The sequence below is a fragment of the Paenibacillus sp. NPDC056579 genome (assembly GCF_042793215.1).
Lineage (GTDB): Bacteria > Bacillota > Bacilli > Paenibacillales > NBRC-103111 > Paenibacillus_S.
This window is the reverse complement of record NZ_JBHTVD010000019.1, coordinates 18,836-33,945: the sequence shown is the minus strand read 5'-3', so window position 1 is coordinate 33,945 and position 15,110 is coordinate 18,836. Positions and strand designations below refer to the sequence as shown.

Here is a 15,110-nt window from a genome sequence, read left to right as displayed (position 1 = left end):
GGAGAGTCATAGCCCGGGTAGTAATACGGATTGTTGTGCACAAGGTACACATGCTTACAGCGTGACGTTAGGCAGTAATTCGGTATGTTATGCTTCAGTTACTCCATTACCTGTCCCGTCGGTTGTTCCTGATTCATACTTGACGCTAGGGTTCCTGATACGGATCGGACACTGGTTCCGTTATTTGTGCAAAAAAGCCCGAAATGGCGAGTTCATCGGACACCAGATCCGTTACTCGCTTCATTTCGTGCTTCCGCCGCTCATCTATTCCGCGGGAAACGTCATCCTGACGAATGCCCCGCCTCCAGGGTTATTGCCGATGGCCAATTTGGCGTCCGGCCGGTTGTAGCGCATGTTCAGCCTGTGTTGAATGTTGAGCAGTCCGATTCGGGTAAAATCGGCATTCTGCTCCTCCGCTTGACCGATCCGCTGCGTCAGCTCCGCCAGCCTGTCCGGATCGAAGCCCATGCCGTCGTCGGCTATGTACACCTCGACCCATCCCGACTCATTACGCAAGATTCGTATCGTCAGCTTCAGCCGCTTCGCCTTCATCTCGAAGCCGTGACGAACGGCATTTTCCGCAATGGGCTGCAAAATGACCTTCAAGCAGTGCACTTCCTTACATGCGTTGTCCATGGTCAGCGTATATGCGAAGGCGTCTCCGTACCGGATCTGAATAATTTGCAAATACCGTTTCAAATGCTGGACTTCCTGCTCCAGCGTCACGTCGGTTTGCCGGAAATTGGCCGTGTAACGGAACATGTGGGCGAGCGAGATCGTTATTTGCTCAATGTCGTTATGGCGAATTTTCGTAGCCATGGAGTTTATAATTTCCAATGTGTTGTACAGAAAGTGCGAGTCGATCTGGGATTGCAGCGAGAACAGCACCGCCTGCTGCTCGGCAAGACGGGCTTCGGCCAGCCGCTTAATATGCTGCTGCAAATCCGACAGCATCTCGTTGTACGACTGCGCCAGCGCCGAGATCTCATCCTCGCCCTCGACCTCTATGGGGGCATCGATATTTCCATGCCCTGTCTGCTTGATCCGCTGCTTGAGCACGCTGATTCGCCGGGTCACCGAGGTGGAGACCAGCACGATGAAAATGCCCGAAGCAGCCAAACAAATAGCGGCTGTCACCATGATGATATTGCGAATTTCGTATACGCTTCCCGCCACTTCAACATAAGGAATGACGATAACGGACTTCCAATCCGTCCCATGGATCGACCGGTATACGACAATCTCGTTCGTACCCGGATGAATGAACGAGCCGCTGTCGGCTTGGCCGATTCGCCGCTGCATATCTGCGTCCATCTGCGTCTGCAGCAGCTCCCGCTTCGGATGGGCGACGATCATCCCGCTGCCGTTCGTAATGAAGCCGACGCCGTTTTTGCCGATATTCATTTCGTTCAATATGCTCTGCATCAAATCCGGCTTGATATCGAGTTTAATATAGGTAGCGCCGTTAAAGCCGACCCGCTTGATTATGCTGATGACGGGAAGCCGTACCTCGTTCAGCTGCGTATCGACGTAGTCCGAAGTAATCTCGGCAATATACGTTGCCCGCTGTATCGGGTTAATGCTCTGGAACCACGGTTCGTCGCTCATCCGGTATCCGGGCTTGATCCCGAGCTCCGTCGTGATATAGGCCTGGTTGCCCAGCTGATGGAACAGCACGACCGAGATCATCTCCGGGTGCGAGTTGACGAAGGGCTTGATGAAATCGCTCTCCAATACATAAAAAGGGACGACCGACTGCTTTTGCCGGTCGACGCTTAAGCTGCTCCATGACTGCAGCTGCTCGCTCGAGCCGAGTGTAAGCAGAAATCGCTCATACTCTCCCAAGTACCGCTCCAAATTCAAATTGGCCTGCTTCAGCACCAGGCTGCTGAATTTCATATCGTCCTCTTGAATTTTGAACGCCGCTTCCCTGCTGACGAAAAAGCCGATCACCAGCAAATTTGCGAACACAATAAGGGCAAAAATGGAAACCAGCTTCCATTTAAAAGACTTCCGCCAAAACGAAAAGGCCGACCTCAGCCTATCGGCGCATCGTCCCAGCCTATCGATAACTGCGGCACGCTGCGGCGTGCCTTTATTTAGCTTCGGCATCGGCTATACCTCGACCGTCATGCCCATAAGCCTGCGGTATTCCTTCGGTGTAATCCCCCAATGGTCCTTGAACAGCTTGGCGAAATGCTCCCCGTTCTCATAGCCGACGCGGTTCGCCACCTCATAGACCTTCGTCTGCTGGTCGAGCAGGAGCAGTTTCGCTTTATTCATGCGAACGTCGGTTAAGTACGACGAAATGGTCGTTCCCGTACCTTGCTTGAACCGCACCGCCAAGTAGGAGCGGCTGATCGGGATTTGATCGGCCAGCTCGGCGACGTTGATTTTCTCATGATAATGCTGCTCGATGTAGTTTTTCACCTGGTACACGAGCTTGGCGTTTTCCGATCCGAAGTCGTTCTTCATCCGGTCGAACAGGCTCAGCACGCTGTTTTCCAAGCGGTGTACTGCTGCAAGCCGGAAATAGACGCGCTCCTCCTCATGGAGCAGACATTCCCGGTCGAAGCCAAGCTCCCGGTCTATAATCTCTGCACAGCCCGGAACGGTAAGCTTCGCCTGCTTGGCCACCATATCGATCCAGGCCGCCGATAAGGAGTCGAGCATATAATACTCGTGCTGAATCCAGCTTTCCATCATCAGCAGCGTATCGACAACAAGCAGCGGATATTTATCCGCCTGCCGGGTTTGGATCACGTCGACCCAATGCTGCATTAGCCCGTGAGACTGGTTCAGCCGTTCGGCGACAATTTTATGCGCACGGTCAAGCCGTTCCCGGAATAGACCGCCTCTGGCATCTTTCACTGCTTCTCGCAGCATCTCCCGTTCTACCGGCTTCAATATATATTCGGAAACGTGCAAAGCCATCGCCGTCTTCGCATAATTGAAATCGTCATAGCTGCTGACGATAACGCTTTTCATCCATGGATACCGTTCATTGATATGGCGGATCAGCTCAAGACCGTCCATGATCGGCATCCGAATGTCGGTGATGCAAAGGTCGGCATAATGCCGGCCGAGCCAGTCGAGCGCTTCTTGGCCGTCCGACGCCTCGCCGCAGACAGCAATCGAGCTGTCGCCGCACTGCTCCAGCTTGGCCCTGATGCCTGAGCGAATATGCAGCTCATCGTCGACTATCAGAACACGCAACATGCAGGTCACTCTCCTCCGTAGCTAACATCCTAAGTAAGTTCGCAATACAGCCGTAATCTGTATGACTCGTTCTTATTATAACGGAGGGATAGCCTGATGCAACCAGGGTCGTTTCCTTCCAATTTTCGGATTAACCTTTAATCGAGCCGATCATCACGCCGCGAACAAAATGCTTTTGAATGAAAGGATACATCACCATCAGCGGCAAGCTGGAAAAAATGATGAGCGAATACTTCAAAAGCTCGTTCAAATACAGACGCTGATTTTGATCGGCGATGCTCGTCGTCAATTGATCGGCCGTATTCATCGTTAAAATTTCGCGCAAATAAATTTGCAGCGGGAACATCGACTTTTTGTTCAAATAGAGCAATGCGCTGAAAAACTCGTTCCAATGCTCAACCGCATAAAACAGCGTAATAACGGCGATAATCGCTCCAGAAACCGGCAGCACGATGCTGACGAGAAAGCGGAAGTTGCTGCAGCCGTCGATTTTGGCCGATTCGAGCAGCTCGTCCGGAATATTGGAGCGGAAAAACGTCATCGTCATAACCACATTGAACACGCTCATCGCATTAGGAATAAGCAGCGCCCAGCGCGTGTTCAGCAAGCCCAGCTCTTTGACAAGCAAATAGTTTGGAATCAAGCCGCCGGAGAAAATCATTGTAAACGCGAACGTCATCATTATAAATTTGCGTCCGGCAAAATCTTTGCGCGACAGCGGATACGCCGCTGCAATCGTCATGACGACGTTAATCAGCGTACCGACGACCATATAAAAAATACTGTTCGAATAGCCGACCCATACGTCCTTGTACTGCAGTACCGCTTTGTAGCCTTCGAAACCGAAGTCGACAGGCCACAGCCATACTTTACCGGCAACGAGAGCTTGCGGGGAGCTGAAGGAAGCGCTGAGCGTGTACAGTATCGGGTAGAGCACCAGCAAAAAGATAATAAACGTTACGGCATAGACCATCCAAGTAAACAGCTTGTCGGCCCCGGAGTCGCGGATCAGTCGGTTTTCGTTCATGTCATTCACCTCAGCTTGTTAATTGGATGTCTACCAAAGACTCGTATCGTTCACTTTGCGTGCAATTTTGTTGGCCGTAATGATCAGAATAAGACCGATCAGCGATTTGAACAGCCCGATCGCCGTAGCGTAAGAATAGTTGGGCATCCCGGTAATGAAGCCGATTTTGTACACGTACGTGTCGATAACCTCGGAGGCGTCGACGTTCATCGGATTTTGCAGCAGGAGCACCTTTTGGAATCCGACCGTCATGATTTTACCGAACTCCAGAATGAGCAGCATGACAATCGTCGGCATTATGCTCGGAATATCGATATGGCGGACCCGCTGCAGCTTGGATGCTCCGTCCACGATAGCCGCTTCATGCAGCTGAGGATCGACGGATGACAAGGCGGCCAAGTATATGATCGAGCCCCATCCGATATGCTGCCAGACGCCGGACCAGACGTACAGCGATTTGAAGTAGGCCGGATCCCCGAGCACATTGATTTTTTCGCCGGTCAACCATGTAATCAGTTGGGAAAGGATGCCCGTCAGCGGGGAAAACATCTGAATGACGATCCCGACAAGAACGACGACGGAAATGAAATGCGGCGCGTAGGTGACGAGCTGAACCGCTTTTTTGTAATGCTCGTTGCGGATGTAATTGAGACAAAGAGCCAAAGCGATTGGCGCGGGAAAGCCGACCACCAGATTATATAAATTAAGCAGCAGCGTGTTTTTCAACACCAATATAAACTCATACGAGCGAAAGAAACGCTGAAAATGGTCGAAGCCGATCCATTCGCTCCCCCATATGCCTTTGACGATATTGTAATTCTTGAAAGCGATCTGAATGCCGAGCATCGGTACGTAGTGAAAAATAATGACGTAAAGAAACGGAATCGCAACAAGCGCATATAACTGCCAGTTTTCAAGGATTTGCTTACGCTGTACTTTGATCATAGTTCTCATCCCCTTCCGGTGGTTTGTGGCAAAAAAAGAAAAACCGGGCATCGCAATTGTCGAATTCCGAATGACCCGGGTCTTGCGGGCTTTCAAGCCTGATTACTTTTTCGTTTTTTCATAGTTGCTTTGCAAAATTTGAATGTATTGCTGCAAGCCTGCGTTATCCAGCTCTTTCAAATACTTGTCCCAATCCTTGTCCAGATCGAGGTTGCCAGTAATGAATTTCAGCATGAACTGCTGAACGGTGTTCTGAATGTTCTTCGTCACGTCGCCATACTTGGTCAGATCATCACCCGACATGAACATGAACGGTACGTGGCTGTCCGGCTTGGCGAACGGCTTATAGTACTTGTTCGTAATGTCCAGCAATTGCGACTCCAGCTTGCTGTCCGGAGTCACCACTCCGCCCTCTTGAACGTCGCGCGCCGTAAAGCGTGCGGCCGTCTGGCCCCAGCGGATGTTCGTTTTCGTTCCGAACGGCACGATCGGTTCGACCAGCGCCTGCTTGCCGTTCAAGCCGAGAACGCCTTGAGCAGGTCTTTTCCAGCCTTGGCCTTCAATCCCCCAGCTGGACGATGCGCCCTCTTGAATGCCCGTACGCTCATCGTACAGCCAGTCAATCCAGCGGATGGCGGCAACCGGATTCTTCGCATCCTTCGTGATGACGAAAGATCCCGGAAGCGGCGCATAGCCGCGGTCGTAGCCGTAAGCTTCGCCGTTAGGCCCTTTCAGCACCGGTACAGGCACGTAGTCTTTGTACCGTCCGCTAGGGCCGTTATCTACCGTGAACTGTCCCCAGTACAGTGCGGATGCCGCACCGAGACGCGAGCCTGCAGGGTCTTCCGCCAAAGCGGTCAGCGCCTTGCGGTCCTGAATGAACGCTTCCGGCTGCATCAGCCCTTCCTGAACGAGCTTTCTCATGAAAGCAAGTCCGGCTTTAAAGCCCGGCGTATTGGCGGAAAACTGGATTTGTCCATCCTTCACCTCAACGTAAGTTCCACGCTCATAATAAGTGAACGCTTGCATGAGGGCGCCGTCGATCTCATTGTTCGCCTGGTTCGCTCCGGAGAGCGGAACTATTTTCGGATCCATCGCCTTAAATGCTTTCAGCACGTTGTACAGCTCGTCGGTTGTAGTAGGAACCTGGAGACCGAGCTTGTCCAGCCACGCTTTGTTGATCCACAGCTTGCGAGGCATCGTGGAGTGAACCACTTCGCCCATATTCGGCAAGCCGTAAATGTTTCCGTCCTGCGCGTAAAAATACGGTTTGGAATACGAAGCCGTTTCTTCCATAACCCGTTTGATGTTCGGCGCATATTTATCGATCAAATCGTTCAACGGCAGGAAGACGCCTTGAGAGCCCAGAGCTACCAGCTGGCTGGAGCTGATGCCCGCGTTCATGAACACGTCCGGCAAATCGCCTCCGGCCAGCGTCACCTGCAGCTTCTCATCCTTGGCCGTCGTCGGAACGACCGTCCAGTCGACATGAATGTTCGTTTTGTTCTCGTACCATTTCGTAAATTCATTCGTGTTCAAATCTTCGATGTTCGGATCGCCGACGTTATACACCTTTAACGTTTCTTTGTCTTTCACGATCGGGAATGTGCCGGGCGGCGATACTTTTTCCGCTGCCGCTTTGCTATCCGCCTGGGCCTTTTCGTCTGCGCCGCCGCATCCGGTAAGAGCCACGGTGGTGCCCAGCGCAACGACGAGCGAGGCTGAGATTACTTTCTTTTTCATCGAAAATCCTCCCCCTGTATGTATCTGTATAGGACTTAAGTACATCTATTATTATGTGGAACCGGGTCCGGATTCACAATCGGGGAATCGTTTAAAAACCATAGTGATTGTTCGAAGTTTGCGGATGATGTCGGAAAATGAAAAAAAGCCGAGCCAACAGCAGGACCATCGTCCCGCTTCAGCTCGACCTTATCATGATTAAAATTCCTATAACTCCACTAGCGGCCAGAAACGCTCATTGCGTATTTTAGCCAGCTCTTGCTCGTTAAGTACCGTTACAAACGCAGATTGATCCATTACAACTACCGCAAATTGATACCCGCTGCCGGCAATCTTGGCATTAATCTTCTTGACAATCCCGACATCGATAAAGTCGTTCAAGTTTTGGGGATAGAGAGTAACCTCTTCCCCGTTTAACGTAAATGTAACCTTGACCGGTCCGTTTTGGCTATTCCATGTCTCCTCAATGTTGGTTGGCTGGAAGGCTCCCCGCGATATTTTCGCCCAATCCTTCAGCACTCGGACGTAGACATTATTGCCTTTGCCGACATCCGCCTCCGTATCCTCCATCCAAACCCGGCTTTTGTCGTGCTCCAGGATGAACAGGTCGGCGAACACTTGATAGTATGTATGGTCCCGGTACGGGTCATATTCCTCGTCCACTGCAAATTCTTTGGCATAGTTATCGAGGAAGGTCTTCTCCGCAGCGCCTGCATCCACCGATTGGAAAAAGCCCATTTGCTTATAAAAGGCAAAGGTCTCGCGAATCCGCTGCTCCGCGCTCATTCCTTTGAACTTCTCCGCTACTTTTTCTTGGGGTGTCGGAAGTTCCCGGAATGTTTTTGCTATCTCCATGAGCTCGTTGGAGTAATCATCGAAATCTTTTTCTAGTGATCCAATTCCGAGTCTGTAGAATCTGTGCTTGCCTTGGATAATGATCATATGAACTTTAGCCTGATTATTAAGTGACTTTGTAGTGAAAAATACTTCTATTGCATCCAGCCCATTAATAGAAAATGTCTTGGGATCTGATATAAGAGTGATACCTTCATAAGCATCATACTTATTGATTGCTTCAACGTATTCGTTTAAATTCTGGGCTGGCGAGTACTTATCCTCGAAAAAAATGAATTCAGCTTTATTGAATACGGCATAAACATCAACATAATATCCAGGAGGTTGGGAACGAGAAAGATCTTTCCACTTATGACTTGCCTTAAATGACCAAGTGCGATCATCACTTGCAAACTCTTGCCATTCAGTATACATATTTATCGTTTTGGTAACTGCATCCCACACGACATCATAATGTAACGCTTCGCTAATAAACCGGACGGGGACGAACGCATTACCGTTAATGATCATAGGGGCTACCGGCAGCATTTGTTTCACACCGTTAACCGTTGCCGTGGGATTGTTCATCTTAAGATCGATTTGCAGCCCCTGCTTCTTGCCTGTAATCTCTTGTTTGGATTCGTCCCACTCAATCTGTACTCCAAGCGCTTCGAACAGTGGGTGAAACTGCACCATCGTGCTTCCTTCTACAATTGTTGGATTCTCATTGAACACTACACGTTGGCCATCAACTTTTACCGTTATATCTTTCGGTGCTTTTGTACCTGACTGCATTTCGTTTATAGTAACTCCTCGTGCCGTCAATTGATCAATAATCGGCTTTCCTGCATCCTTCAGAGGATTATCTTTAAGAACTACCGTTTTTAGATTCTTGATTGACGTAAGGGGGCGAATATCCTGAATGTTATTGTTGTTAAGGTAAACTGTCTCTAAGGTAGCATGGTCCTCCAACGGCTGAATATCCGTAATCTGATTATTTTCGAGGCCAACCCATTTTAAAGGCAGGTGTGCCAGCGCCGTTATATCTTGAACTTTGTTTTTACCTATTAATAAATCCGTGAGATTGTAATTTTGCGATAAGCAGTCGATGGATTGGATGTTATTTCCTGAGATCACCAACTGCTTTAACTCGTACATATTTGCGATGGGACAAATATTTTCGATCTGATTACTGTTTAAACCAAGCCTAGCAATACTTGTTAACTTCTCAAGAGGAGCAATATCCTTTATTTCCTGGTTAGGCAAGTATAGCCCTGTAAGATGCTGCGCATATTCCAGCCCTTTCAGACTCCGGATCTTCCCCTCCCCCTTCGGATACAAGGATGTCAATTGAAGCAAGTGCTCCTGGGTAAGCTCTGCGTCTTGCGTAAGCTTCAGTTCCTGCTTAATAGCTGCTTCCAATACCGGGTCTTCGATAAGCTTCTCTTCGGCGTATCCATTGCCTGCCGGGAGCGATAACCCTACTGCTATCCCGAGGATCAAGGTAAGCCATGTCCATCTTTTCATTTCTCTAATTCCCTCTTTTCTCTGTCTGCGTTTGAAGTTCCAGTCAGCCACTACGGACTAGTCCGTTAGTCTTATTCCACAAACATTGGAAATTTTCCTTTTTTCGACAATATTAAATTAATTGCGCTTCTATGAATAAACAAAAAAATCATTAGCTGACGAAGCTAATGATTTCTAAATAATTGAGCCTCCACAAAAAAGGGAGGCTCATCTGCAGTATGCTTTTATAACATCAACGGCTTTTCACCAACAGCTCTACGGCTTGCTGAACGATTTTGCTGCTGTCTCTTCCCGCTTCCATTTCCTCCTTAATGCACTGCTCCAAATTGACGGCGACGATATAGGCTATAGCTTTATCTGCGGCGCTTCGGACAGCGGACAGCTGGCTGACAACGTCCTTACAGGGCTGTTCTTCCTCCATCATTTTCAGCACGCCGCGAATTTGTCCCTCTACCCGCTTCAGTCTTCTTTTTACATCATCATCGTATTGCATCCTATAACCCCCATCCATGATACCGGTATAGGTATATTATTGCTTATCCAAACGGTGAAAACAACCTGCTTTATATAAACAAATTGACCTTAGCTTCGGTGGCATCTCCCAAATACGCTGCAACTCCTGCATATTCAATCCCATCCAGCAGTTCTTCCTTCTGCAAGCCAAGAAGATCCATCGTCATCGTGCAGGCGACCAATTTGACTCCTTGCTCCTGAGCCAGCTCGATTAATTGCGGCAGCGACAAAGCATTGTGCTTCTTCATCACATGCTTGATCATCTGAGGCCCCATGCCGCCGAAGTTCATTTTGGACAACCCCATCTTGTTCGCACCGCGCGGCATCATTTTGGCGAACATCGTTTCTAGCCAGCCTTTTTTGACAGTTATGGGTTCATCTTTACGTAGAGCGTTTAATCCCCAGAATGTAAAAAAGATCGTCACCTCATGATCATAAGCAGCTGCGCCGTTGGCAATAATAAAAGCCGCAATGGCTTTATCCATATCCCCGCTAAAAAGCACTATCGTTGTTTTCTCTTTCTCAGCCATGAAATCAGCCCGCCTTTCCCAAATTACCTATACATGTATAGGTATATAAAATCGTTAGAATGCCCCCTTAAAAAGAAGGAAACCACAGCACCGAACATCGTTGTTCCCTACCGATCGCTACGCCTTTTTAATCCAAAACTTGAATACACCGTCTTCTGCCGTATGGTTCAGCAGCTCGTGACCCTGGCTTTTGGTCCATGCCGCAAGATCGCTTTGGGAGCCTTTATCCGTCGCATGGATTTCCAGCACTTGACCCGATTGCAATTGGTCCATCAATTTTTTCGTTTTTACAATCGGCATCGGGCAGGCTAATCCTTTGGCATCCAGCAGTTTATCGCTATTCATCGTAGTTCCTCCTTATTTATCGTGAACGGCGCACCGATTCGGACCGATTTCCATTTCGCGCTGTTCCCCTTCATTCGGATTGATTTTTCCCATATTCGTTTGACGAATTTCCTGATACGCATTGGGCTGCGGAGGCAGGTTTTCGGTAACCGTTTTGCGGAATTCTACCTCGTCATGAAGATTGAGCCCCGGATTATGCTGATACAGCTTCCCTAGACGAGCAGCCACCAGTCCGCCTTCTCCAAGCTCGGAACTATTGCCGAAATGGGCAGGGAGCACAAGCAAAGCCTCCGATAACTCGGCGAACCGCGTATACAACGTTTCCCGCAGGTCACCTACCCAGTCTTCCGCCATACCCGCCAGATCCGGACGACCGATCGATTCGACAAAAAGAATATCGCCGGACAGCAGGTAAGTATCGTCGATAATGAAGGAGGTGGAACCAATCGTATGCCCAGGCGAGTAGATTGGCTGGACCTTGATCGCTTGTTTTCCGACGTGAATGTCCTTGCCTTCCTCCAGCTTCTCATAATCAAAGGTCACTTCCGCTGCGTCTTTTGGCGGCAAATGGTATAGGGCTCCATGCTTCTCTGCGAGCGTTCTTCCGCCCGAGATATGATCGGCATGAAGATGCGTATCGATAGTGTGAACAAGCGTGACTCCTTTTTCCTTCATGAAGTCTTCATACTGCTCCGTCATGCGGCTTGCGTCGATAATTGCAGCTTCCCCGCCTGAGAGGACCATGTAGGATAGGCAGCCTTTCCCCAAGCGAACGAACTGGTACAGCTCCCCGTCTCCCGAGAGGTCGGCTACCTTCACCGGCTCAAGATGCTCGCTCCAAGCTTTCATCCCGCCTTGCAAATAAAAGATATCGCTCCTTCCCGTCGCGACGAGTTGTTCTGCAACGAATTGGGATGAGCCTTCCTTGGCGCACACCACGACAACGCTTTGCCCGCTTGGAATCCGGTCGAGCGCCGGGTCGACTCCGTCCAATAATTCGAAATAAGGAACATTGGTGATCTCTACGCTTTCCCCTTCGATTCTCCAATTGTTGTAATCCGCTTCGTTTCGGACATCGAGGATGAACAGCTTTTCTTTCTGGAGAATCTTTCGAGCGATTTCTTTTGCCGTTATAATTTGAGCCGATTCCATGTCAATGTAGACCTCCTTCTGTTAGTATGTTTATGTGCTTAAACGCGGCTATCGATGAAGATGAGTGCATTGAAATCCGATATTCTAGATTCCTCGACCTATCGTTACTCTTTCTCCATTTCGCCGGTCCAGCCGCTCATTCCAGGCACAACATTTTTTACTTGCTGGAAGCCCTGTTCATTCAACATCTGGCACACCATGTCACTGCGGGTCCCCGTACGGCAAACTACGAAATATTCCTGATTCGGGTCGAGTTCATGAATTCTGTCGCCAATCTCACCCGCAGGAATCGATACCGCTCCGGGAATTCGGCCAAACGCATATTCGGCAGGCTCACGGACATCGATAAGGTGCAGCTTCTCTCCAGCAGACAACTTAGTAAGGATTTCTTCGTTGGTTATCGTATGTGGATAGATGACTTCCTTCTTCGTTTCCGAAGCGTCCGCTTTACGAATGAAATGTCGAAACACGCCGTCCTCTTCTTTCAATCCAATGTATTGGTGCCCTGTTCGCTTCGCCCAGCTCTGCAGGTCGGCAACCGAGCCTTTGTCGGTAGCTCTGACTTCCAGCACCTCGCCGGATTTCATTTCATCCATCGCTTTTTTGGTTCGAACTACTGGCAGCGGGCAAGCCAAACCTTCACATTCCAATACTTGATTCACATTCACAGTGTTCATTAGAATAAACCTCCTATGTTAGGTGCACCCTATTATTTGCCGTACTCGACCGGGCCAGACCATTGACTCATGCCGCCGGTCATATTCACTACGCTATAGCCGAATGAAGATAAATACTCGCAAGCTTTGCCGCTTCGATTCCCGCTCCGGCACACGATAATCGCTTCTTCCTTTCTATCGAGCTCGTTCATCGCTCTGGCTATTTGGCCCAGTGGGATATGTTTGGCGCCTGGAATATGCCCTGTTTCCCATTCATCGGATTCACGCACATCAATAAGTGTCACTTTCTCTTGTCGAAGGATACGCTCTTGAACCTCCTGCGGAGGCAGTTCTTTGTAAAATGCCGCACTCATTTGGATCATCCTTTCTTTGGAAAATAGAATGGTAATGTAAACATGATAACGGACTTGATTTGATCAAAAGGGCCGTAGCTATTGTTTCTCTTAAGCTCCGATCGGTGAAGCAAGTGTTCTGGTAGGTTAATCATTGCTTCAGGTACCGGAAGCCAGTACCATCATACCCCATAGGGTATTATTTCAAGCAAAAAAATAACCTCAAGACAGTTAGTACTTTCGGTGTTCGCGAACATACACATACCCCTATGGGTATATAACTACTATAATAATTTCATTCTGTTTCGTCAAGCCTTGCTTATCGATACGGGCATGCCAAATTGTGTGTTTTTAGGTATAACGCCAGAGTGCAACAATATCTATAGCGCAGGTAAATACTTGAATATAATGCCTCGTGCCGTCACTTTCGCACATCCATTTCTCAGTAAACGCATTTTCACTCAAGCTTCACTGCCCATCGCTTCATTAAAGTCACACCCCGTACTTCGGTTTGTTTGATCAGGTACTTCCTCAACTCCGTTCCATATCAGTGTTGCCAACAGCAATGCCGGCTAATTATTCACTTGATTTTTCGGGATATGTAATAATGGTTAAGAAGATAGGTGATCGGGAAATAAGCGCTGTGATTGGCTCCAGGTTTGGTGGGTTCCTAGCTGATCGAATCGGTACCACTCGTATGCTTTTCGGCACAATGTCTTTCATGTTCTCGCCCTCATACTGCTATCCATCATCTCTGGTTCGTTAATGGTCTCTATCACATTGCTCATAATCTGGATGATTGCTGCATGGTCGTTCGGGGCGGTACAGAATTATAACGTTGTCTCTCTTGCTCCGGAAGCGCCCGGTATTATGGGTAAACAGCTCTTTTACCCAGCTTGGCATTGCCGAGGGCGATGGTATCGGGGGATTGCCGCAAGGAGCTCATCGATGCTGGCGATTACTTGGGTTGGGGCTTCAACTAACGTTCCCCGATAGCTGAACAGGCTGCCGAGCGGCAGCCTCCAAATTCTTAATAACCCTAAAGTCATAAAATACATTTTCTATGCAAATAGAGTCAACTTTGTAAAGCGAAATATTTACTAAAAGGTAGGAGCAGGCGGTTCGTCTATTTTCATACGGAGTAAACTATAAGGCTTCTGCCGCAGGTCATTTCCATAATGAAATCTTGCCTGCCGATGTAATTGGTTCACGATGAAATATAAGTATTGATCTGGACCAATTGAAAAAGTATCCGGCCATAAAATCCTCGGATCATGTGCAATGGTTTCCATTATTCCATTCGGCAATATCTTTCGAATACTATTGTTTTCATAGTCTCCAGCATAAACGTTTCCTTTTGCATCGGTGATCATTCCATCTGAAGCACCTTTTTCTCCCCAATACTTCACGTGATCCTGTAAATTCATATCCGGTATCGTTCGGTCTCTTAGGGCTTCCGTCGAAATCGAGTACAGATGACGACTGGAGAGAGGACAAAAATACAACATCTTGCCGTCCGGGGAAATCGCTATACCATCGGATGCCAATCTAAACGGTGAAGTAGATCCGTCTTTGTTTCGATTCATCAGGATTTTACCTTCAACTTTCGGTAAGAAAAAGAGATCGGGCGAGGTTGAATTTGCTCCGTTTAACCGTCTCCAGGCATAGCCCGTTTCTAAATCAACGACAATAATGGCTCCTGGTCCTCGGGAAGACGAATCCGTTATATAAGCATAACCTGCTTTACCAACTCGAAAATCAAATCGGACATCATTCAGATATGTGGTTGGCAAGACAACATCTTCCGTAAATGTATATACACTTCTTATGGTATTTGAATTTAAATCTACAGCGACTAACTTAGCCCCCCCTTTGATGGGTTCTGAGAAATTAGGAGCCCCCGTATCCAGTACCCAAAGCGTTCCCTTTCCATCAGCAACGACACTTTGGACACTAATGAAGGACGTTGTGATATTCGATTGGCTTACCAAATTAGCGTCTAAACTAGGATAAGGCTGTAATGTACCGCGAACGATTTCAGCCACCGTAAATTTAACATCGTCTCCCCATCTTGGAAAGCAAATAAAAATGCGCCCAGTTTCAGAAACAGTAACGCCTGTAGGCATGGCTCCGTAAAATAAAAAAAACGCCTCAAACTTACCGAAATACTTTTCACTCGGTAACATCACTTGCATAAAATCCTCCTCAACAAGTTCGAACTGCTATTACCTATTTATATGACTGAATGTGGTTCAAGTGCCTGGAT

General features: G+C 48.5%; 13 protein-coding genes. All 13 read right to left on the bottom strand.

All coding sequences use genetic code 11. The features are described 5' to 3' along the window. Positions 1-264 precede the first annotated feature (264 nt). Positions 265-2,112 (bottom strand): sensor histidine kinase, encoded by a 1,848-nt coding sequence (locus tag ACFQ88_RS37715; RefSeq protein WP_379462894.1) that lies wholly within the window; start codon positions 2,110-2,112, stop codon positions 265-267. A 3-nt stretch (positions 2,113-2,115) separates the two neighbouring features. Then, the gene (locus ACFQ88_RS37710) at positions 2,116-3,219 is read right to left on the bottom strand and encodes a response regulator transcription factor (RefSeq protein ID WP_379462892.1); all 1,104 of its coding nucleotides are present in this window, start codon (positions 3,217-3,219) and stop codon (positions 2,116-2,118) included. A gap of 130 nt (positions 3,220-3,349) precedes the next feature. Then, a complete protein-coding gene (locus tag ACFQ88_RS37705; protein WP_239631020.1) occupies positions 3,350-4,246 on the bottom strand; it encodes a carbohydrate ABC transporter permease in 897 nt (298 codons plus the stop codon). Positions 4,247-4,276: 30 nt separating this feature from the next. Continuing rightward, positions 4,277-5,191 (bottom strand): ABC transporter permease, encoded by a 915-nt coding sequence (locus tag ACFQ88_RS37700; RefSeq protein ID WP_239631019.1) that lies wholly within the window; start codon positions 5,189-5,191, stop codon positions 4,277-4,279. 102 nt (positions 5,192-5,293) lie between these two features. Continuing rightward, positions 5,294-6,934, bottom strand: a complete 1,641-nt coding sequence (locus ACFQ88_RS37695) for an extracellular solute-binding protein (RefSeq protein WP_239631018.1) — start codon at positions 6,932-6,934, stop codon at positions 5,294-5,296. 207 nt (positions 6,935-7,141) lie between these two features. Continuing rightward, positions 7,142-9,295 carry a stalk domain-containing protein gene (locus tag ACFQ88_RS37690; RefSeq protein ID WP_379462890.1) on the bottom strand — a complete coding sequence of 718 codons (2,154 nt, stop codon included), beginning with the start codon at positions 9,293-9,295 and terminating at the stop codon, positions 7,142-7,144. Between the two features lie 232 nt (positions 9,296-9,527). Then, a complete protein-coding gene (locus ACFQ88_RS37685) occupies positions 9,528-9,788 on the bottom strand; it encodes a metal-sensitive transcriptional regulator (protein WP_239631016.1) in 261 nt (86 codons plus the stop codon). Between the two features lie 70 nt (positions 9,789-9,858). After that, positions 9,859-10,338, bottom strand: a complete 480-nt coding sequence (locus ACFQ88_RS37680; protein WP_239631015.1) for a DsrE/DsrF/DrsH-like family protein — start codon at positions 10,336-10,338, stop codon at positions 9,859-9,861. A 117-nt stretch (positions 10,339-10,455) separates the two neighbouring features. After that, positions 10,456-10,683 carry a sulfurtransferase TusA family protein gene (locus ACFQ88_RS37675; RefSeq protein ID WP_239631014.1) on the bottom strand — a complete coding sequence of 76 codons (228 nt, stop codon included), beginning with the start codon at positions 10,681-10,683 and terminating at the stop codon, positions 10,456-10,458. Positions 10,684-10,695: 12 nt separating this feature from the next. After that, on the bottom strand, positions 10,696-11,835 hold the full coding sequence (locus ACFQ88_RS37670; protein WP_379462886.1) for an MBL fold metallo-hydrolase: 1,140 nt from the start codon (positions 11,833-11,835) through the stop codon (positions 10,696-10,698). 104 nt (positions 11,836-11,939) lie between these two features. Continuing rightward, complete coding sequence (locus ACFQ88_RS37665) at positions 11,940-12,512, bottom strand: sulfurtransferase TusA family protein (protein ID WP_379462884.1); 573 nt, start codon at positions 12,510-12,512, stop codon at positions 11,940-11,942. Between the two features lie 32 nt (positions 12,513-12,544). Beyond that, the gene (locus tag ACFQ88_RS37660) at positions 12,545-12,865 is read right to left on the bottom strand and encodes a rhodanese-like domain-containing protein (RefSeq protein ID WP_379462882.1); all 321 of its coding nucleotides are present in this window, start codon (positions 12,863-12,865) and stop codon (positions 12,545-12,547) included. Positions 12,866-13,944: 1,079 nt separating this feature from the next. Further along, positions 13,945-15,039: an L-dopachrome tautomerase-related protein gene (locus tag ACFQ88_RS37655; protein WP_379462880.1), complete on the bottom strand. Its 1,095-nt coding sequence runs from the start codon at positions 15,037-15,039 to the stop codon at positions 13,945-13,947. Positions 15,040-15,110: the final 71 nt, after the last annotated feature.

What these genes read in the sequence shown, in the direction of transcription:
- ACFQ88_RS37705 (WP_239631020.1), bottom strand. Translation starts at nt 4,246, where the DNA reads ATGAACGAAAACCGACTGATCCGCGACTCCGGGGCCGACAAGCTGTTT.
- ACFQ88_RS37685 (WP_239631016.1), bottom strand. Translation starts at nt 9,788, where the DNA reads ATGCAATACGATGATGATGTAAAAAGAAGACTGAAGCGGGTAGAGGGA.
- ACFQ88_RS37700 (WP_239631019.1), bottom strand. Translation starts at nt 5,191, where the DNA reads ATGATCAAAGTACAGCGTAAGCAAATCCTTGAAAACTGGCAGTTATAT.
- ACFQ88_RS37710 (WP_379462892.1), bottom strand. Translation starts at nt 3,219, where the DNA reads ATGTTGCGTGTTCTGATAGTCGACGATGAGCTGCATATTCGCTCAGGC.
- ACFQ88_RS37660 (WP_379462882.1), bottom strand. Translation starts at nt 12,865, where the DNA reads ATGAGTGCGGCATTTTACAAAGAACTGCCTCCGCAGGAGGTTCAAGAG.
- ACFQ88_RS37690 (WP_379462890.1), bottom strand. Translation starts at nt 9,295, where the DNA reads ATGAAAAGATGGACATGGCTTACCTTGATCCTCGGGATAGCAGTAGGG.
- ACFQ88_RS37670 (WP_379462886.1), bottom strand. Translation starts at nt 11,835, where the DNA reads ATGGAATCGGCTCAAATTATAACGGCAAAAGAAATCGCTCGAAAGATT.
- ACFQ88_RS37715 (WP_379462894.1), bottom strand. Translation starts at nt 2,112, where the DNA reads ATGCCGAAGCTAAATAAAGGCACGCCGCAGCGTGCCGCAGTTATCGAT.
- ACFQ88_RS37675 (WP_239631014.1), bottom strand. Translation starts at nt 10,683, where the DNA reads ATGAATAGCGATAAACTGCTGGATGCCAAAGGATTAGCCTGCCCGATG.
- ACFQ88_RS37655 (WP_379462880.1), bottom strand. Translation starts at nt 15,039, where the DNA reads ATGCAAGTGATGTTACCGAGTGAAAAGTATTTCGGTAAGTTTGAGGCG.
- ACFQ88_RS37680 (WP_239631015.1), bottom strand. Translation starts at nt 10,338, where the DNA reads ATGGCTGAGAAAGAGAAAACAACGATAGTGCTTTTTAGCGGGGATATG.
- ACFQ88_RS37695 (WP_239631018.1), bottom strand. Translation starts at nt 6,934, where the DNA reads ATGAAAAAGAAAGTAATCTCAGCCTCGCTCGTCGTTGCGCTGGGCACC.
- ACFQ88_RS37665 (WP_379462884.1), bottom strand. Translation starts at nt 12,512, where the DNA reads ATGAACACTGTGAATGTGAATCAAGTATTGGAATGTGAAGGTTTGGCT.